Origin of the sequence: Pseudomonas sp. GWSMS-1 (genome assembly GCF_049847425.1) — a bacterium.
Taxonomy (GTDB): domain Bacteria; phylum Pseudomonadota; class Gammaproteobacteria; order Pseudomonadales; family Pseudomonadaceae; genus Aquipseudomonas.
Genome location: NZ_JBMHHV010000005.1, coordinates 891,880 through 907,986 on the forward strand (window position 1 = coordinate 891,880; position 16,107 = coordinate 907,986).

General features: G+C 60.9%; 14 protein-coding genes, 2 tRNA genes and 1 pseudogene. 4 read left to right on the forward strand and 13 right to left on the reverse strand.

Annotated elements, in window-relative coordinates:
• Positions 1–222: 222 nt before the first annotated feature.
• Both ACEPAJ_RS07650 and ACEPAJ_RS07655 read right to left on the reverse strand, forming a co-directional pair.
• Entirely contained in the window at positions 223–666 is a 444-nt protein-coding gene (locus tag ACEPAJ_RS07650; RefSeq protein ID WP_425914380.1) for a MerR family transcriptional regulator, read from the reverse strand.
• 66 nt (positions 667–732) lie between these two features.
• A complete protein-coding gene (locus ACEPAJ_RS07655) occupies positions 733–1,467 on the reverse strand; it encodes an MlaA family lipoprotein (protein ID WP_425914381.1) in 735 nt (244 codons plus the stop codon).
• Positions 1,468–1,560: 93 nt separating this feature from the next.
• Between ACEPAJ_RS07655 and istA the strand changes: the two genes are divergently transcribed.
• The gene (istA, locus tag ACEPAJ_RS07660; protein WP_263097333.1) at positions 1,561–3,075 is read left to right on the forward strand and encodes an IS21 family transposase; all 1,515 of its coding nucleotides are present in this window, start codon (positions 1,561–1,563) and stop codon (positions 3,073–3,075) included.
• 17 nt (positions 3,076–3,092) lie between these two features.
• On the forward strand, positions 3,093–3,848 hold the full coding sequence (gene istB / locus ACEPAJ_RS07665; protein WP_038408850.1) for an IS21-like element helper ATPase IstB: 756 nt from the start codon (positions 3,093–3,095) through the stop codon (positions 3,846–3,848).
• 66 nt (positions 3,849–3,914) lie between these two features.
• Here istB and ACEPAJ_RS07670 read toward each other — a convergent pair whose 3' ends face one another.
• The 3 genes from ACEPAJ_RS07670 to ACEPAJ_RS07680 form a co-directional block, all read right to left on the reverse strand.
• Positions 3,915–4,112, reverse strand: coding sequence for a hypothetical protein (locus ACEPAJ_RS07670; RefSeq protein ID WP_425914382.1), 198 nt, complete (start codon positions 4,110–4,112; stop codon positions 3,915–3,917).
• Positions 4,105–5,403 carry a serine/threonine protein kinase gene (locus ACEPAJ_RS07675; protein ID WP_425914383.1) on the reverse strand — a complete coding sequence of 433 codons (1,299 nt, stop codon included), beginning with the start codon at positions 5,401–5,403 and terminating at the stop codon, positions 4,105–4,107. Before ACEPAJ_RS07675 ends, ACEPAJ_RS07670 begins: the two co-directional genes overlap by 8 nt.
• A 143-nt stretch (positions 5,404–5,546) precedes the next feature.
• Positions 5,547–6,119, reverse strand: a complete 573-nt coding sequence (locus tag ACEPAJ_RS07680) for a hypothetical protein (protein WP_274087884.1) — start codon at positions 6,117–6,119, stop codon at positions 5,547–5,549.
• 103 nt (positions 6,120–6,222) lie between these two features.
• Between ACEPAJ_RS07680 and ACEPAJ_RS07685 the strand changes: the two genes are divergently transcribed.
• Entirely contained in the window at positions 6,223–6,591 is a 369-nt protein-coding gene (locus tag ACEPAJ_RS07685; protein ID WP_274087885.1) for a hypothetical protein, read from the forward strand.
• Here ACEPAJ_RS07685 and ACEPAJ_RS07690 read toward each other — a convergent pair whose 3' ends face one another.
• The 5 genes from ACEPAJ_RS07690 to ACEPAJ_RS07710 form a co-directional block, all read right to left on the reverse strand.
• Positions 6,592–8,151, reverse strand: coding sequence for a beta (1-6) glucans synthase (locus ACEPAJ_RS07690; RefSeq protein ID WP_425914384.1), 1,560 nt, complete (start codon positions 8,149–8,151; stop codon positions 6,592–6,594).
• A 106-nt stretch (positions 8,152–8,257) separates the two neighbouring features.
• The gene (locus ACEPAJ_RS07695) at positions 8,258–8,482 is read right to left on the reverse strand and encodes a DUF2061 domain-containing protein (RefSeq protein WP_274087887.1); all 225 of its coding nucleotides are present in this window, start codon (positions 8,480–8,482) and stop codon (positions 8,258–8,260) included.
• Positions 8,483–8,818: 336 nt separating this feature from the next.
• Positions 8,819–8,895, reverse strand: a tRNA-Pro gene (locus ACEPAJ_RS07700).
• 9 nt (positions 8,896–8,904) lie between these two features.
• A tRNA-Asn gene (locus tag ACEPAJ_RS07705) sits at positions 8,905–8,980 on the reverse strand.
• Positions 8,981–9,045: 65 nt separating this feature from the next.
• Positions 9,046–10,242: an amino acid aminotransferase gene (locus ACEPAJ_RS07710; protein ID WP_274087888.1), complete on the reverse strand. Its 1,197-nt coding sequence runs from the start codon at positions 10,240–10,242 to the stop codon at positions 9,046–9,048.
• A gap of 186 nt (positions 10,243–10,428) precedes the next feature.
• Here ACEPAJ_RS07710 and uvrB point away from each other — a divergent pair, with 186 nt between their 5' ends.
• Positions 10,429–12,444, forward strand: a complete 2,016-nt coding sequence (gene uvrB, locus ACEPAJ_RS07715; protein ID WP_425914385.1) for an excinuclease ABC subunit UvrB — start codon at positions 10,429–10,431, stop codon at positions 12,442–12,444.
• Between the two features lie 85 nt (positions 12,445–12,529).
• Here uvrB and ACEPAJ_RS07720 read toward each other — a convergent pair whose 3' ends face one another.
• From ACEPAJ_RS07720 to ACEPAJ_RS07730, 3 genes and pseudogenes are all read right to left on the reverse strand, one after another.
• Complete coding sequence (locus ACEPAJ_RS07720; protein WP_425914386.1) at positions 12,530–13,429, reverse strand: EamA family transporter; 900 nt, start codon at positions 13,427–13,429, stop codon at positions 12,530–12,532.
• 47 nt (positions 13,430–13,476) lie between these two features.
• Positions 13,477–14,966, reverse strand: a pseudogene (locus ACEPAJ_RS07725) (MDR family MFS transporter).
• A gap of 49 nt (positions 14,967–15,015) precedes the next feature.
• The gene (locus ACEPAJ_RS07730; protein WP_425914387.1) at positions 15,016–16,065 is read right to left on the reverse strand and encodes an HlyD family secretion protein; all 1,050 of its coding nucleotides are present in this window, start codon (positions 16,063–16,065) and stop codon (positions 15,016–15,018) included.
• Positions 16,066–16,107 lie beyond the last annotated feature (42 nt).

Here is a 16,107-nt window from a genome sequence, read left to right on the forward strand (position 1 = left end):
CGTCGGCCCTGCTGCGTTAAATCAGGCTCGGACGCGGCGTCTCGGAATGCTCATTTACAGCTCGTAAACTCCGCTTGATTCGCTGCGCTCGCCCTACGGCCAGCCGTAAGCTGTTACTTCGCTGCGCTCGTTTCTCGCCTGTTTTGACCAGCCGGAGGCTGTTACAAACGTAGCGCTTGCAGGGCTCTAGCTCGCGAGATCGTAAACAGGCTCTAAGCGCCGCTAGTGGGCGGGGCAGGGCGTCGCTGGGCGGCGCTCGATCTGCGGCTCGAACTCTTCGATCAAACGGCAGATGGCCTGGCTGTCAGGGGCGCAGTCGTCCTTGTCGGCCCAGTCGTTGAAGGCGTTCTGCATCACCAGCGCCAGGCGTTGGCATTCCTCGATATGCATCTGCAAGGCAGTTAACCGTTCGCGGAGTAAGTCGCGCACCTCGGCACACGGTGCGTGGCCGTTATCGGCGCTGCTGATGATTTGTTGTGTGTCTTTCAGGCTAAAACCCAGGCGGCGGGCGCGGGCGATAAAACGCAGGCGTTGCAGATCCGCATTGGAATACTGCTGGTAGCGGTTATCCGGGTTGCGTGTGGGCCTGAGCAGGCCAAGGTCGGTGTAGTGGCGTACAGTCTCGCTGCTGACTGCCGCGGCTTTGGCCAGTTGGGCGACGCGCATGAGCCTTGTTCTCCAGTAGTGCTAGGCCGCATCAGGTTAAAACCTGGGGGCGGCCCTTGGGTCAAGCTACTCGGCAATCTGCAGCTTGCGCGACTCGTGATAGAAGAAGCGAATTTTCTCGTACTCAAATGGCGAGTTGAGCTGGCCGTAGCGGAAGTTCACCGTTGAGCGTTGGTCTACAACCTCCAGTAGCGTGATTTCCGGATGGTTAGTGCTGACTTCGGCAACATTCAGCCAGTTAACTTGGCTTTTCGCTGCAAAGTCAGCAACCAAACCGCCGGTATCGCGCAGGTTGGACGGGCCCAGTAGCGGCAGAATCAGGTAAGGCCCCGCTGGGGTGCCGTAATAGCCGAGGGTCTGGCCAAAGTCTTCTTTCTGCTTGGGCAGGCCCATCAGCGTGGCCGGGTCCCACAGGCCGGCGACACCAATGGTGGTGTTGAACAGCAGGCGTGCGGTGGTTTGCAGGGTGCGTTTGCCTTTGAACTGCAGCGCACTGTTGAGCAGGTTGGGTACATCACCCAGGTTACTGAAGAAGTTGCTGACGCCGGTTTGCACCAGCGTGGGCGTGATGTAGCGGTAACCATCGACAATCGGCAGAAATACCCATTCATCGAAGCGGTAGTTGAAGTGGTAAACGCGGCGGTTCCACGACTCTAATGGGTCATAGACATTCAATGCGCTGAGGGTTGAGTGCGGATTCCACGCTGACTCGGACACCCATTCCACGCACATCCGGACAGTGATTCCACGCTGATCCGGACACTCATTCCACGAGCATCCGGACACCGATTCCACGGCCATCCGGACACTTTCCAGGCAGGCAGCTACGCAGGATTTATTCACTACCATCGACCTCTTTTTCGAAGCAGAGAGGTCGTCGTGGAGCGTTTGTCCATGCGTAAAATCCGTGAGGTGTTGCGCCTCAAGTTCGATTGCGGGCTGTCTGTCCGTAAGATCTCCCGCAGTCTGGGCATAGGCCACAGCAGTGCCGGTGATTACCTCTGTCGCTTTGCCGCCAGCGGTCTAGCCTGGCCCTGCTCGTTGTCCGATTCCGAACTGGAACAGCAACTGTTCCCACTGGCCCCTGCGGTGCCCAGTGAGCAGCGGCCACTGCCTGATTGGTCTTGGGTGCACGCCGAGCTGCGTCGCCCCGGCGTGACCCTGGCGCTGCTCTGGCAGGAGTATCGCCTGAGCCAGCCGCAGGGTTTTCAGTACAGCTGGTTCTGCGAGCACTACCGGGCCTGGCAGGGCAAGCTGGACGTGGTGATGCGCCAGGAACATCGTGTCGGCGAGAAGTTGTTCGTCGACTACGCCGGGCAGACGGTGCCGGTGATCGACCGGCACAGCGGCGAGATCCGCCAGGCGCAGGTGTTCGTCGCGGTGCTCGGCGCCTCCAGCTACACCTTCGCCGAAGCCACCTGGTCGCAGCAGCTGCCGGACTGGCTGGGCTCGCATACCCGCTGCTTCGCCTTCCTCGGGGGCGTGCCGGAGATCGTGGTGCCGGACAACCTGCGCAGCGCGGTGAGTAAGAGCCATCGCTACGAGCCGGACATCAACCCGAGCTACCGCGATCTGGCCGAGCACTATGGAGTGGCGGTGGTGCCGGCGCGGGCGCGTAAGCCGCGCGACAAGGCTAAGGCCGAGGTCGGCGTGCAGGTGGTCGAGCGCTGGATCCTCGCCGCGCTGAGGAACCGCCAGTTCTTCTCCTTGGACGAACTCAACAGCGCCATCGCCTTATTGCTGGAGCGCCTCAACCGACGACCGTTTCGCAAGCTGCCGGGCTCCCGGCACTCGGCCTTCGAAGCCCTGGATCGTCCGGTGCTGCGGCCGCTGCCGGAGCAACCCTACGTGTATGCCGAGTGGAAGAAGGCGCGTGTGCACATCGACTACCACGTCGAGGTTGATGGGCACTACTACTCGGTGCCGTACCAACTGGTGAAGAAACAACTGGAAGTACGCCTGACAGCGCGCACGGTGGAGTGCTTCCACGCCAATCAGCGGGTGGCCAGCCACCTTCGCTCACCGCACAAGGGCCGGCACAGCACACAGGCCGAGCACATGCCCAAGAGCCATCGCGAGCACGCCGAGTGGACGCCACAACGGCTGATCCGCTGGGCTGAGCAGACCGGGCCGAACACGGCCGGCGTGATCAGCCACATCCTCGAACGGCGCATCCACCCAACCCAAGGCTACCGGGCCTGCCTGGGCATCCTGCGCCTGGGCAAGACCCATGGCGAAGTGCGCTTGGAGTTGGCCTGCCGTCGCGCCCTCAGCCTCGGTGCGTGCAGCTACAAGAGCCTCGAATCGATCCTGCGCCAGGGTTTGGAAAGCCTGCCGTTGGCTCAAGCCAACCTGCCCCTGCTGCCGGACGACCACGCCAATCTGCGCGGCCCCGGCTACTACCACTGAACACAAGGAATCCCACCATGCTGCCCCATCCGACCCTGGACAAGCTCCAGACCCTGCGCCTGACCGGCATGCTCAAGGCACTCGCCGAGCAACTGAAAACCCCCGACATCGACAGCCTGAGCTTCGTGGAACGCCTCGGCCTGCTGGTCGACCGCGAACTGACCGAACGCGACGACAAGCGCCTCAGCAGCCGCCTGCGTCAGGCCCGGCTCAAGCACAACGCCTGCCTCGAAGACATCGACTACCGCAGCCCGCGCGGACTCGACAAGGCGCTGATCCTCCAGCTGAGCAGCGGTCAGTGGTTACGCGACGGACTCAACCTGATCATCAACGGGCCCACCGGCGTGGGTAAAACCTGGCTGGCCTGCGCCCTGGCACACCAGGCCTGCCGAGAGGGTTACAGCGTGCGTTACCTGCGCTTGCCGCGCCTGTTGGAAGAGTTGGGCCTAGCCCATGGCGACGGGCGCTTCGCCAAGCTGATGAGCGGCTATGCCAAGACCGACCTGCTGATCCTTGATGACTGGGGCCTGGCCCCGTTCACCGCCGAACAGCGCCGCGACATGCTGGAGCTACTGGACGACCGCTACGGCCAGCGCTCGACCCTCGTGACCAGCCAAATGCCCGTGGACAACTGGCACGAACTGATCGGCGATCCAACCCTGGCCGATGCCATCCTCGACCGCCTGGTGCACAACGCCTACCGGATCAACCTCAAGGGCGAGTCGATGAGAAAGCGGGTGAAGAAATTGACGGCGCCGGGCGCCTCAGACTAACAATGCAACCCCTGCGTCGCTGCGCTCCGACTGCCTGTCCGAATGATCGTGGAACAGGTGTCCGGATCAGCGTGGGCTGAGTGTCCGAATGGCGTGGAATCCGCAGGTTGAGCGCTCGAACTCACGCTGGTCCAGGCCTGGGTTAAATTGCAGGTGCTGCATCGGCTGCTTGAAGCCGTCGTCGTCGGTCGTGTGCTCTGCGCAGGCCAGGTTGCTGCCCAGCAGCAGGCTAAAACACACGGCAAGGGAAATAGGCTTAGCCACGGAAAAACTCCAGCATGGCGTCGCTGTTGACGCGGTAGTTGAGGTTGCCGCAATGGCCACCCAGCGGATAAACAGTCAGGCGTTCGCCCATTGTGCGGCGTAGAAAGCCCAGGTCGCCAGGGCCGAGAATGACGTCATCGGCGTTATGCATGACGGCAATTTTGCTGCTGTTTTTCAGGTAGTCAGCCACGGCATACAGGCTGACCTGGTCGATCAGTTGCGCCAGGCTGCCGCCGTCGTAGCGGGCCCGCCACATCGGGATCACCTGTTCGGTCAGGTAGCAATCAAAGTCACACTTCAGCGCATTCTTGAAGAACGGGCTCAGGCTGGTATTTTCGGTGATTGGATAGTTGATCGGGGTGATCAGGCCGCGGCGGTTGATCAGGTCTGAGGTAAAGGCAATGTCGGCGGAGGAGAAGCGAAACGCCGCACCGATCAGCATGGCCATCTGCTCGTCGCTGAGTTTCTCCTTGGAGTTCTGGAAGTCATAGAGCAGGGCGTCGTTGATATCGACGTAGCCCTTGTCCTGGAAATAGTGGGTCAGCTTGCCCAGTACCAATTCGTAGAAGGTGGTGCTGCTGTCGATCCCTTTAACCTTGGTTTGCACCATGCGGTCGAGGTTGGTCACCGAGGTGTAGAGGTTGACCGGCGGGTTGAGTAGCAAAACGCGCTTGAAGTTGAAGCTGCGACGGGTTTCATCCAGTTCGCTGACAAACGCCGCCTGCAAGGCGCCCAGGCTGTAGCCGGTGAGGTGAAACGCGCTGACTTTCAGCCGCGGATGCTGAGCGCGAACCGCCTGCATGGCGCGGTACAGATCGTCGGCATCGTCACGGGTAATACCCGGTGTGGCAAAGCGCGAGGCTGAGGACATAAAGTCATAGCTGGTGGGTGATGACAGTTGCACTACGTGATAACCGGCGCCATAGAACAGCTTCTTCAGGTACTCCGGGGTGCTGCTGGCGTAATGCGCGCCGGTGCCGGCGATGATAAAGATCAGTGGCGCCTCGCCACGTTGCTTGGCCAAGCGGTAGCGCATTTTGGTGACGGGCCAGAAGTTGTCCGGCAGCTCAAATTCACGCCCCGGGCGCAGTTTGATCTGGTAATCACGCTGGTTGATATCGGCATCTGTCGGCAGCTTTGGGCGTAGTTCTGGCGGGGTTGTTACCAGGGTGGCTTCAAAGGCGTTGCTGATGGGGTAGCCATAGCTGTCAGCGTCGATGTCGGCGGCGCTGGCGCTAGTGACCAGAGCCAGGCAGCCGAGAAGGGCAAGCAGGCGAAGGAAATACGGCATGGCTAAATCTCTTGAGAGCGAGGGCTGTTGCTGGTGTCGCAGTGCAATGCGGATCGATTTGACCACATAAGCCCGACCAAGTGCCGTTTAGTTATAGACGCCTCATCCTCAGCTAGGCGCCGCTTTGTTGAGCGCCGGGATGATTAGGGTAGTACAGCCAGCTGTTCGACCCAGATCAGTTCGCAAGCACCGTCGCCGGTGTCCTCACGGCTGAGCGAGCTGACCCAGCGATAACCGTCGTCACCATCAACGCGCACCAGTTGGCCCGCCAGGCGAATCTGCTGGCCCTCTTTGAGCTGTGCCAGGGTTTTGGCCACTTCGGGGGTGGCGGGGATCAGGTGCATGTTGGCGCTGTGCGTCTCGATTTGACGGCGCGCAATGGGCAGTTGCTCAGCGCGCCAAAAGTACCAGCGGTTGCGCTGACTGATACTGATATGGCGCACGACCTCGGGGTCGGCCATCGGCCCCCAGCCAAGCGCCAGGTCGGTCGGCGACAGCTTGGCACCACGGTCGAGGTAATAGTCTTCGCGGGCCAGAATGCGTGCTTCCAGCTGGAAGCTTTGCAGGGCGCTGACGGTGTATTCGGCCACGCGCCAGCTGCCGTTGCTCACTGATGTGCTTGCTGGCAGGTTGCTGGGCGTGGGCAGCAGAATGACCCACAGCATCCAAAGGCCGAGTAGGCTGGCGGTGAGCAGTATTAGGCGGCGTATAAGCATGGCTGGATTTTAGCCGCAGCGACCTTAAATAGGCGATCTTGAGCGTGTTATCGCTGCCGCCTCAGCTTATCCTACGCGCCCTTCTTATCTGCCTGGTTTGCTTATGTCCCGTTACCTGTCCAGTACGGCTCTGTTGATCGCGGCCGCGCTGTGTTTGGCGCTGAGCGTTGCGCTGCGTTATCAGTTGATGGAAGGCGCGCAGTGGGTCGGTCTATGCGTCGATGCCCCGCAGCAGTTGGCTTGCCAGGTGCGCGCAAGCCTTGGCTGGTTGATCCACTTCGGGGTATTGGCCTGGGCTTCGTTGGTGTGTGCCGTGTTGGCATTTGTGCTGCCAGGTGCCTGGGGGAAGCGCCTGGCAGTGCCTGCATTGCTGCTCGCTCTGCCGGCGCTGGTGCTGTACAGCGCGAGCCTTGCGGTATTTGCAGTGGTGCTGGCGCTACTGCGCTGGGTGCGCGCGCCACAAACCGCCTGATCAGGCGGTTTGTGGTTTGGCCCGCAGGCTGCGCCAGAGCGCGGCGACCAGCAACGCGCAAGTCATGGCCCAACCCAGGGCTTGCCAGTTGCTCAGGGTTTCCTGATACAACTGCGGTGCAATGCCCGCGCCGATCAGCAGGGCCAGCAGGGCTACTTCGCGGCGATAACCGGCCACCGGCCGGAATAGATAGACCAGTGCCGGCAGCAAGAGTGCGGCGCTGGGGAGGCTGCGGTAGCGAGCATCCACCACGAGCGCCAGCATCATCACCGCGCCGGCAAAGCCGCTCAGCGCCAGCCAAAGTGCGCCACGGCTGTGCAGCCAATGGAGCAGGCGAGCGCGCCAGCCATCATGGCGACCCAGCAACAGCGCTGCGTGGCTCAGTACCAGCAGGTTCAGCACGATCAGTGCGGCGGCCCAGAGCCATTCGCCGAGGTAGCGACTGGTCACTAGCGCTAACTCAGCAAACAACCCGATACAGGCCGCGCCCAGCGCCGCTAGCAGCGGTAACAGCAGTGCAGCGCGGGGTGAGTGTGGGCGGCCGGCAAGCAGCAGCGTGGTGGCAAACAGGCCCAGGCTCAGCGCCAACCAGGCCGGCCAGTGCGGCAGATTGGAAACGGGCCCGGCGAGGATCGATTTGTCCTGCCGGTCGGCGTCGTACAGGCCCCAGTAACCGCCCACGGCGCCTTCGCTGATGCGTTTCCACGGTTGGTCGAAGGCTTCGATCAGGTTGTAGTGCCAGCCGTTTTGTTCGGCCATGGCGACGAAGCCGCGAATGAATTTCGCCTGGTTGACCCGGCTCGGTACGGCGGTTTCGCGCTGACGGCCTTCACTGGGCCAGCCGGTTTCGCCGATCAGAATGTCCTTCGGCGCATAGGCTTTACCAAACGTCTGACGCACCTCGGCGACTTCATGCAGGGCGGTTTCGATGCCCGCGGGGTTGTCTTCCCAGTAGGGCAGCAAGTGGATGGTGATGAGGTCCACCGCCGGTGCGACTTGCGGGTGCTTGAGCCAGAACTCCCAGACATCGGCGTAGGTCACGGGTTGCTTGATCTGTGCCTTGACCTGCTCAATCAGCGCCACCAGTTGTTCGGGTGTGACTTCCTTGCGCAGCAAGGCCTCGTTACCGACGATCACCGCCTGGACAACATCCGGGTGTGCGTTGGCGACTTTGACCAGGTTGGCGATTTCAACGGCGGTGTCGGCGGGGTTGCGGCTGACCCAGGCGCCGACGATCAATTTCAAGCCATGCTTGCGCGCCATATTCGGCAAGTCTTCCAGGCCGGTCACCGAGTAGGTGCGCAGGCACTCAAAGCGCTTGGCCAGTATTGCCAGGTCTGCGTCCATGCGCTCGGGGCGCAATTGGATGGGCTGATCGAAGGGCGACTGATCTTTGTCGAACGGCGTGTAGGACGCACATTGCAGCTTGTGCGTCGGGGTCGCGGCATCGGCCAACTCAAGCGATTGGCCAATGCCAAACCACAGGCCGAAAAGTGCTAGCAGACCGAGGAGGCAGGCAAACAGGTAAGGCGCTGCAGGAAAGCGGGAAGTGGCGGGCATGAGCGGGCGCGTGTGGTGGCTGAGCCGCGCATAGTAGCGGATTGCCCCTGCACTTGGCGGGCTGTTTTTGTGCGTGGCTCAGTTGTTTTATGCCGGCATTAATCACTCAGGCTTGGTGATGCAACCAGGCATGTTTCGGCCGTGCATCGTTCGCCACTGAACGGCCTTCAATGCGCTGCCAGACTTTCTCGTGGAAGTAGAAGCCCACTGAGTTGCACAGCGGCTCGATGGCGGCCACCAGACCGCTGGCGGCGATGCTGCCGGTCAGGGCGTAAGTTACGGCGAAGGCAATGCAAAAGTGCATCAGGGTGAAGGTTAGAGTCTTAAGCATGCTGCACCTCAATTGAGAATTACTCTTTATTGAGGTCTAGCCTAGTTGCTCAGGGTTGATTGGAGAAATGTTGTGTATGAATGGATTTAATAGCTTTTGGTAATTGGTTCGGTTGGCTGCCGATGCCGTCATTGGCGGGCCAATCAACAACAGTTTTCAACGTAGCCTGGCGACGGCCTGAGGGATGGTTATCCGTGGATGGCAAGCAATAAAAAACCCGCACTAGGCGGGTTTTTTTTTCAAGCGAGCTTGAAATGCTGCGTGGTGCTTGATTTAAACCTATGAGCCATTGGTTAAATACCAATGGCGCTTTCAGTTTGTATCGCGACCCAAAAATGGTCGGGGTAGGGGGATTCGAACTCCCGACATCCTGCTCCCAAAGCAGGCGCGCTACCGGACTGCGCTATACCCCGATGAACAACTGGCTCCGCGACCTGGACTCGAACCAGGGACCCAATGATTAACAGTCATTTGCTCTACCGACTGAGCTATCGCGGAACGATGGCGCGTATCCTACTGATTCAAAAGGGGAAGTCAAGCCCTTGATGACTTCCCCTTTGAATTTATAGGACGGCGGCGATGGCTTGGGTCACGGCAGGCAGATTGCGCTGGTTGAGTGCAGCCACACAGATGCGTCCGGTGCCTACAGCGTAGATGCCAAACTCGTTGCGCAGACGCTCGACTTGTTCGGTCGTTAGGCCGGAGTAAGAGAACATGCCGCGCTGTTGTGCCACAAAGCTGAAGTCGCGTTTAGCGCCTAGCGCCGCTAGCTGCTCGACCATGGCCATGCGCATGCCGCGAATACGCTCGCGCATTTCACCCAGCTCGGCTTCCCACATGGCGCGCAATTCTGGGCTGTTGAGCACAGTGGCCACTACGCTGGCGCCGTGAGTAGGCGGGTTGGAGTAGTTGGTGCGGATGACGCGCTTGACCTGTGACAGCACGCGCCCGGTTTCTTCTTGCGAGCCGGTCACGATGGACAGCGCGCCCACGCGTTCGCCATACAGGGAGAACGACTTGGAGAACGAGCTGGAGACGAAGAAGGTCAGGTCGGACTCAGCAAACAGGCGCACAGCTTCGGCGTCTTGCTCAATGCCATCGCCAAAACCTTGATAGGCAATGTCGAGGAAGGGTACGTGCTCGCGCTCGCGGAGGATCTCCAGCACGGCTTTCCAGTCGTCCAGGGTCAGGTCGACACCGGTCGGGTTATGGCAGCAGGCATGCAGCACGACGATGGAGCGCACAGGCAGGTTTTTCAGGTCTTCGAGCAGGCCACCGCGGTTAACGCCGTTGCTGAAGGCATCGTAATAGCGGTAGTTGCGCACCGGGAAACCGGCGGACTCAAACAGCGCGCGGTGGTTTTCCCAGCTTGGGTCGCTGATGGCGACGGTGGCGTCAGGCAGCAAGCGCTTGAGGAAGTCGGCACCGACTTTCAGCGCACCGGTACCGCCAATGGCCTGGGTGGTGATCACGCGGCCTTGTTCAAGCAGTGGCGAGCCCTTGCCGAACAGCATGGTTTGCACGGCTTGGTCATAGGCGGCAATGCCTTCGATCGGCAGGTAGCCACGTGGCGCATGGGCTGCGGTCAGGATGGTTTCCGCTTCGGCCACTGCACGGAGCAGCGGGATGCGCCCTTCTTCGGTGGTGTAAACACCGACGCCCAGGTTGACCTTGGTGGTACGAGGGTCAGCGTTGAATGCTTCGTTGAGGCCCAGGATTGGGTCGCGCGGCGCCATTTCGACGGCAGAGAACAGGCTCATGGGATGCGGCAACTCGAAGAGGAAGGTAAGTATTAAGCAACACCCCGCTACGACTGGCACTAGGGGTTGCGTAAGTGGCCCGGTAGTATACCGGCCCATAACGCGTGTCGCGACAGCGCGCGCATGCATTTCAGTGTTATGACGTAGGCTTTCAGATCGCGTCACAGTCACTTGCCGAGGTCAGTCATGTCCGAGTTTCAATTGGTCACCCGTTTTCAGCCGGCCGGCGATCAGCCGGAGGCGATTCGGCAGATGGTTGAGGGCCTGGAGGCGGGGCTTTCGCATCAGACGCTGCTCGGCGTAACCGGCTCGGGCAAGACCTTTTCCATCGCCAATGTGATCGCGCAGATTCAGCGCCCGACCCTGGTGCTGGCACCGAACAAGACCCTGGCCGCGCAGCTGTATGGCGAGTTCAAGAGCTTCTTCCCGAACAATGCGGTTGAGTATTTCGTTTCCTACTACGACTACTACCAGCCGGAAGCCTATGTGCCGTCCTCCGATACCTTTATCGAGAAGGACGCCTCGATCAACGACCATATCGAGCAGATGCGCTTGTCGGCGACCAAGGCGTTGCTGGAGCGACCAGACGCCATCATCGTCACTACCGTGTCGTGTATCTACGGTCTGGGCAGCCCTGAGTCGTATTTGAAAATGGTGCTGCACGTCGACCGCGGCGACAAAATGGACCAGCGCGCCTTGCTGCGCCGTTTGGCCGATCTGCAATACACCCGCAACGACATGGATTTCGCCCGTTCGACTTTCCGCGTGCGCGGCGATGTGATCGATATCTTCCCGGCGGAATCCGATCTGGAAGCCGTGCGCATCGAGCTGTTTGACGATGAGGTGGAGAGCATTTCATCGTTCGACCCGCTGACCGGCGAAGTCATCCGCAAGCTGCCGCGCTTTACCTTCTACCCGAAAAGCCACTACGTCACCCCGCGTGACGTGTTGCTGGAGGCGGTGGAGAAGATCAAGGTCGAGCTGGTTGAGCGTTTGGAGTACCTGCGCAGTAACAACAAGCTGGTGGAGGCGCAGCGCCTGGAGCAGCGCACCCGTTTTGATCTGGAGATGATCGTCGAGCTGGGTTACTGCAACGGCATCGAAAACTACTCGCGCTACCTCTCCGGGCGCGACTCCGGTCAGCCACCGCCGACCTTGTACGACTACCTGCCGGACGAAGCGCTGCTGGTGATCGACGAGTCCCACGTCTCGGTGCCGCAGGTCGGCGCCATGTACAAGGGCGACCGTTCGCGCAAGGAAACCCTGGTCGAGTACGGCTTCCGTCTGCCCTCAGCGCTGGACAACCGGCCAATGAAGTTTGAAGAGTGGGAAGCGGCCAGCCCGCAGACCATCTTCGTTTCGGCCACGCCGGGTAACTACGAGGCCGAGCACGCCGGGCGAGTGATTGAGCAAGTAGTGCGGCCGACCGGGCTGGTCGACCCGCAGATCGAGGTGCGTCCGGCGCTGACCCAGGTCGATGACCTGCTTTCGGAGATCCACAAGCGCGTGGCGATTGAGGAGCGTGTTCTGGTCACCACCCTGACCAAACGCATGGCCGAGGATTTGACTGATTACCTGGCCGACCACGGCGTTAAGGTTCGCTACCTGCACTCGGATATCGATACCGTGGAGCGGGTGGAGATTATCCGTGACCTGCGCATCGGTGCCTTCGATGTGTTGGTGGGGATCAACCTGCTGCGCGAAGGCCTGGATATGCCGGAAGTCTCGCTGGTTGCGATTCTCGATGCCGATAAAGAGGGCTTCCTGCGCTCTGAGCGCTCGTTGATCCAGACCATTGGCCGCGCCGCGCGTAACCTCAACGGTCGGGCGATTTTGTATGCCGACCGCATGACCGGGTCGATGGAGCGGGCGATTAGCGAGACCGATCGGCGGCGCGACAAGCAGATTGCCTTCAACGAAGCCAATGGCATCACCCCCAAGGGTGTGTTCAAGGACGTTAAGGACATTCTTGAAGGCGCTGTTGTGCCCGGTGCGCGCAGCAAGAAGCGCAAAGGCATGGCGCAGGCGGCGGAAGAAAGTGCGCGTTACGAGAACGAGCTGCGTTCACCTAGCGAGATCACGAAACGCATTCGCCAGCTCGAAGAGAAAATGTATGCCCTGGCGCGCGACCTCGAATTTGAAGCCGCCGCGCAGCTGCGTGATGAGATCCAGAAGCTGCGCGATCGCCTGCTACAAGTCTGATTGCTTGACTGTGGAGGGGGCTTTAGCCGCGACAAGGCGCCTGCTTTGTTCGCGGCTAAAGCCCCCTCCCACAAATCAGCGCTAACTAGCGGCGGCCGAAAATAATCAGCACCACGCCGCCCAGGGTAATGCCGCAGGCGAGCATGGCTACGACGCTAAGATGTTCGTCCAGCAGCAGGTAACCCAGCAGCAGGGCGACGACTGGATTCACAAAGGCAAAGGTCGATACCAGGCTGGGGCGCACTTCGCGCAGTAACCAGAAATAGGCTGGGTACACACCCAGGCTCACTGGCAGTACCAGGTATGCCAGCCAGAGCCAGGCGTTAGCACTCAGGCTATGCAGGTCGAGGCTTTGCCAGTCGCCATGCCAAAGGCCGAACAAGCCCAGCAGCAGTGAGCCGATCAGCATTTGCAGGCTCAGCCCCAGCCAGCTGGAGCGAAATGGCGGGCGCTGGCGCAATAGCCAGGCGCCGCAGGCCCACAGCAGTGTGGCACCGACCACCAACAGGCCGGCGAACCACTGTTCAGCTGAGGCGCTCTGGCCCAGGCCGTTATTCATCAGCAGCACGATGCCACTGCAGGCCAGCGCCAGGCCGCACATCACCCACAGCGGTGGGCGCTCCCCGAGCAGCCATTCCAGCGCCACGCTCCACAACGGCAGGGTGGTGTAGAGCATGGCGAGCATGCCGGTCGGCAAATACTGGTTGGCGTAGATCAAGGCGCCCTGGCCGACTGTAATTAGGCTTAAGCCCCCCAGCAGTATGCCGCCCCAATCGCTGCGCTGAATACGCAGCTGGCCGCTGAGAATTACCCACGCCAGGGCCAATAGCCCGGCCAGGGAGAAGCGCAGGCTGCCGATGACGAACGGTGGCAGTTCCAGCAGCAGGAAGTGGTTGGCCAGGTAGGTGGTGCCCCAGCCCAGGTAAATAATGGCAAAAGCGCCTATCAGCAACAGTGTGCGGGCGCGTGCAGCGGACTCAGACATGGGTAACCTGAAACAACGCTGCGCCGAGAACCGGCGCAGGGTATGGATTAGTGAGCGGCACCACCTGTGGCGCCGGCAGGCAGCTTACGGGTCAGCAGCACGGCGAGCATGCTGATGCCGAGGGCGATGCCAATGCAATGGAAGGCGTCATTGTAGGCCATGATCGCCGCCTGCTGATGGGTGATTTCGCTGAGCTTGGCCAGGGCGGCCTGCTCACTGCCGAGCTTCTCGGTTAACAGGGCCAGGCGCTCGGCGACTTGCGGATTGCTCGGTACTAGCGACTCGCGCAGGTAGTCGAAATACACCTTGGCGCGGCTGTCGAGCAGGGTGGCGAGGAGGGCGATACCGATGGCGCCGCCGAGGTTGCGCAGGATGTTGAACAGGCTGGAAGCCGAGCCAGCATCCTGCGGCATCACATAGGCGGTGGCGATCAGCGAGATGGTCACCATCACCAAGGGCTGGCCGAGTGCGCGGATGATCTGGATGTGGTTGAACTGCTCGCCGGCAAAGTCCGGATTGAGAACGCCGGAGAGGAAACTGGCGCCGCCGAACAGGCCAAAGCCAATGGCGCAGAGCCATTTCGGCGAGATCTTTTTCATCATCAGTGGCACAAAGGGGATCAGGAACAGCTGCGGCACGCCCATCCACATGATCACTTCGCCAATCTGCAGGGCGTTGTAGCCCTGAATCTGCGCCAGGTACAACGGCAATACGTAGATCGATCCATACAAGCCCATGCCGAGGCCGACACTGGAAATACTCGACAGGCCAAAGTTGCGCTCGCGCAGCACGCCGAGGTTGATCAGTGGGTTGGGTCTGGATGTTTGCAGAATGAAAAACAGCACCAGGCTGATCGCCGCCACGCTGCCTAGGCCGCTGATCAGGCTGGACTCTAGCCAATCCTTGCGATGTCCCTCTTCGAGAAACACCTGCAGGCAGCCAAGCCCGAGGCCCAGGGTGAGGATGCCGGCATAGTCGGTCTTCTTGAGCATTTCCCAGTGCGGGCTTTCTTTTCCAGGCCATACATCAGCCCGGCAATCATCAGCAGGCCCGGCGGCACGTTGATGTAGAAGATGTATTCCCAGCCGAAGTTTTCGGTCAGCCAGCCGCCGAGTGTGGGGCCGATTGACGGCGCGAACGTTGCGGTCAGGGCAAACAGCGCCATGCCCTTGGCGCGGTGATGCTCGGGCAGTTTGATCAGCGTCAGGGTAAACGCCAGGGGGATCAGCGCGCCGCCGGTAAAGCCCTGCATGGCGCGGAATACGATCATGCTCTCCAGGCTCCAGGCCAGCGAGCAAAGGAGAGAGGAGAACAGAAAGCCGACGGACACCCACACCGCCAAGCGCCGCGCCGAGAGCAGCTGCACCAGCCAGGCGGTGAGCGGGATCATGATGATCTCCGCGACCAGATAGGAGGTGGAAATCCACGAGCCTTCCTCCAGGGTGGCCGATAGTGCGCCCTGGATGTCTTTGAGGGAGGAATTGGTGATCTGGATGTCCAGCACGGCCATGAATGCGCCGAGCATGGCGCTCATCACCGCAATCCAATCACGCCGGCTCGGTTCGCCTGTGGGGCGAAGCAGGGCATCAGCCGCCATGGCGAGCGTTGTCGTTGATATCGATGGTGACTTCGACCGACATGCCCGGGCGGATCAAACCCTTGAGCGGGTTGTCTGCGGCGAACGTCAGTTTCACCGGGATGCGCTGCACCACCTTGGTGAAGTTGCCGGTGGCATTGTCGGGGGGTAACAGGCTGAACTGTGCGCCGGACGCCGCGAACAGGCTCTCTACCCGCGCTTCGATAGGCGTATCGGGATAGCTGTCGAAGGTCAGTTCGGCGCTCTGTCCAGGGTGCATGCGGCCGATCTGGGTTTCCTTGAAGTTGGCTTGAATCCAGATGTCCTGATCCGGCACCAGCGACAGCAGGTAAGCGCCGGCCTGGACGACTTGGCCGTTACGTGCGGCGCGCTGGCCGATAAAGCCGCTGATCGGAGCGTGGATCTGGGTGCGTGTGAGGTTTAGCTCGGTTTGCGCCAGGTCGCTGCGGGCGCTGGCGATTTGTGCTTGCAGGCGCTTGATCTCGGCATTGAGGGTGTTGATCTGCTGGCGCTGGGCTTGCAGGTCGGCCTGGGCTTTGCTGACGTGCGAGCGGGCGATACGGCTGTCGGCTGCCAGGGTGGTTACGCGCTCTTCGGAGACGAAGCCTGGCTTGCGCAGGGCTTGGGCGCGCGAAAGGTCTATCTGCGTGCGCCCCAGTGTGGCTTCGCTGGCCGAGACATCGGCTTGGCTGGCGGCAATCAGGCTGGCTTGTTGGTCCAGCGTGCTGCGCGCCTGGCTGAGTTCGGCTTCGCGGGTCGCCAGGGTGGCGATAGCGCGTTGCTTGGCCAGCTCAAAATCGGCGCTTTCCAGTACCAATAGCAACTCGCCTTTTTCAACGTACTGATTGTCCTGCACCAGCACTTGCTCAATGCGTGCGCCAAGTTGGCTGGATACGCGGGTGATTTCCCCTTGAACGTAGGCGTTGTCGGTACTTTCGAGGTGACGGCCGATCAACAGCCAGTGGCCGAAAAGGGCGGCGGCCATTAAGCCAATAACAGTGAGGAAGATGAACAGGCGGCGTTTCAGTTGGGCGGGCATAACGGGCGCTCGAGGCTCGGGCAAAAGTGTAAGCAAATTTAC

What these genes read in the sequence shown, in the direction of transcription:
- ACEPAJ_RS07650 (WP_425914380.1), bottom strand. Translation starts at nt 666, where the DNA reads ATGCGCGTCGCCCAACTGGCCAAAGCCGCGGCAGTCAGCAGCGAGACT.
- ACEPAJ_RS07655 (WP_425914381.1), bottom strand. Translation starts at nt 1,467, where the DNA reads ATGGCCGTGGAATCGGTGTCCGGATGCTCGTGGAATGAGTGTCCGGAT.
- istA (WP_263097333.1), top strand. Translation starts at nt 1,561, where the DNA reads ATGCGTAAAATCCGTGAGGTGTTGCGCCTCAAGTTCGATTGCGGGCTG.
- istB (WP_038408850.1), top strand. Translation starts at nt 3,093, where the DNA reads ATGCTGCCCCATCCGACCCTGGACAAGCTCCAGACCCTGCGCCTGACC.
- ACEPAJ_RS07675 (WP_425914383.1), bottom strand. Translation starts at nt 5,403, where the DNA reads ATGCCGTATTTCCTTCGCCTGCTTGCCCTTCTCGGCTGCCTGGCTCTG.
- ACEPAJ_RS07680 (WP_274087884.1), bottom strand. Translation starts at nt 6,119, where the DNA reads ATGCTTATACGCCGCCTAATACTGCTCACCGCCAGCCTACTCGGCCTT.
- ACEPAJ_RS07685 (WP_274087885.1), top strand. Translation starts at nt 6,223, where the DNA reads ATGTCCCGTTACCTGTCCAGTACGGCTCTGTTGATCGCGGCCGCGCTG.
- ACEPAJ_RS07690 (WP_425914384.1), bottom strand. Translation starts at nt 8,151, where the DNA reads ATGCCCGCCACTTCCCGCTTTCCTGCAGCGCCTTACCTGTTTGCCTGC.
- ACEPAJ_RS07695 (WP_274087887.1), bottom strand. Translation starts at nt 8,482, where the DNA reads ATGCTTAAGACTCTAACCTTCACCCTGATGCACTTTTGCATTGCCTTC.
- ACEPAJ_RS07710 (WP_274087888.1), bottom strand. Translation starts at nt 10,242, where the DNA reads ATGAGCCTGTTCTCTGCCGTCGAAATGGCGCCGCGCGACCCAATCCTG.
- uvrB (WP_425914385.1), top strand. Translation starts at nt 10,429, where the DNA reads ATGTCCGAGTTTCAATTGGTCACCCGTTTTCAGCCGGCCGGCGATCAG.
- ACEPAJ_RS07720 (WP_425914386.1), bottom strand. Translation starts at nt 13,429, where the DNA reads ATGTCTGAGTCCGCTGCACGCGCCCGCACACTGTTGCTGATAGGCGCT.
- ACEPAJ_RS07730 (WP_425914387.1), bottom strand. Translation starts at nt 16,065, where the DNA reads ATGCCCGCCCAACTGAAACGCCGCCTGTTCATCTTCCTCACTGTTATT.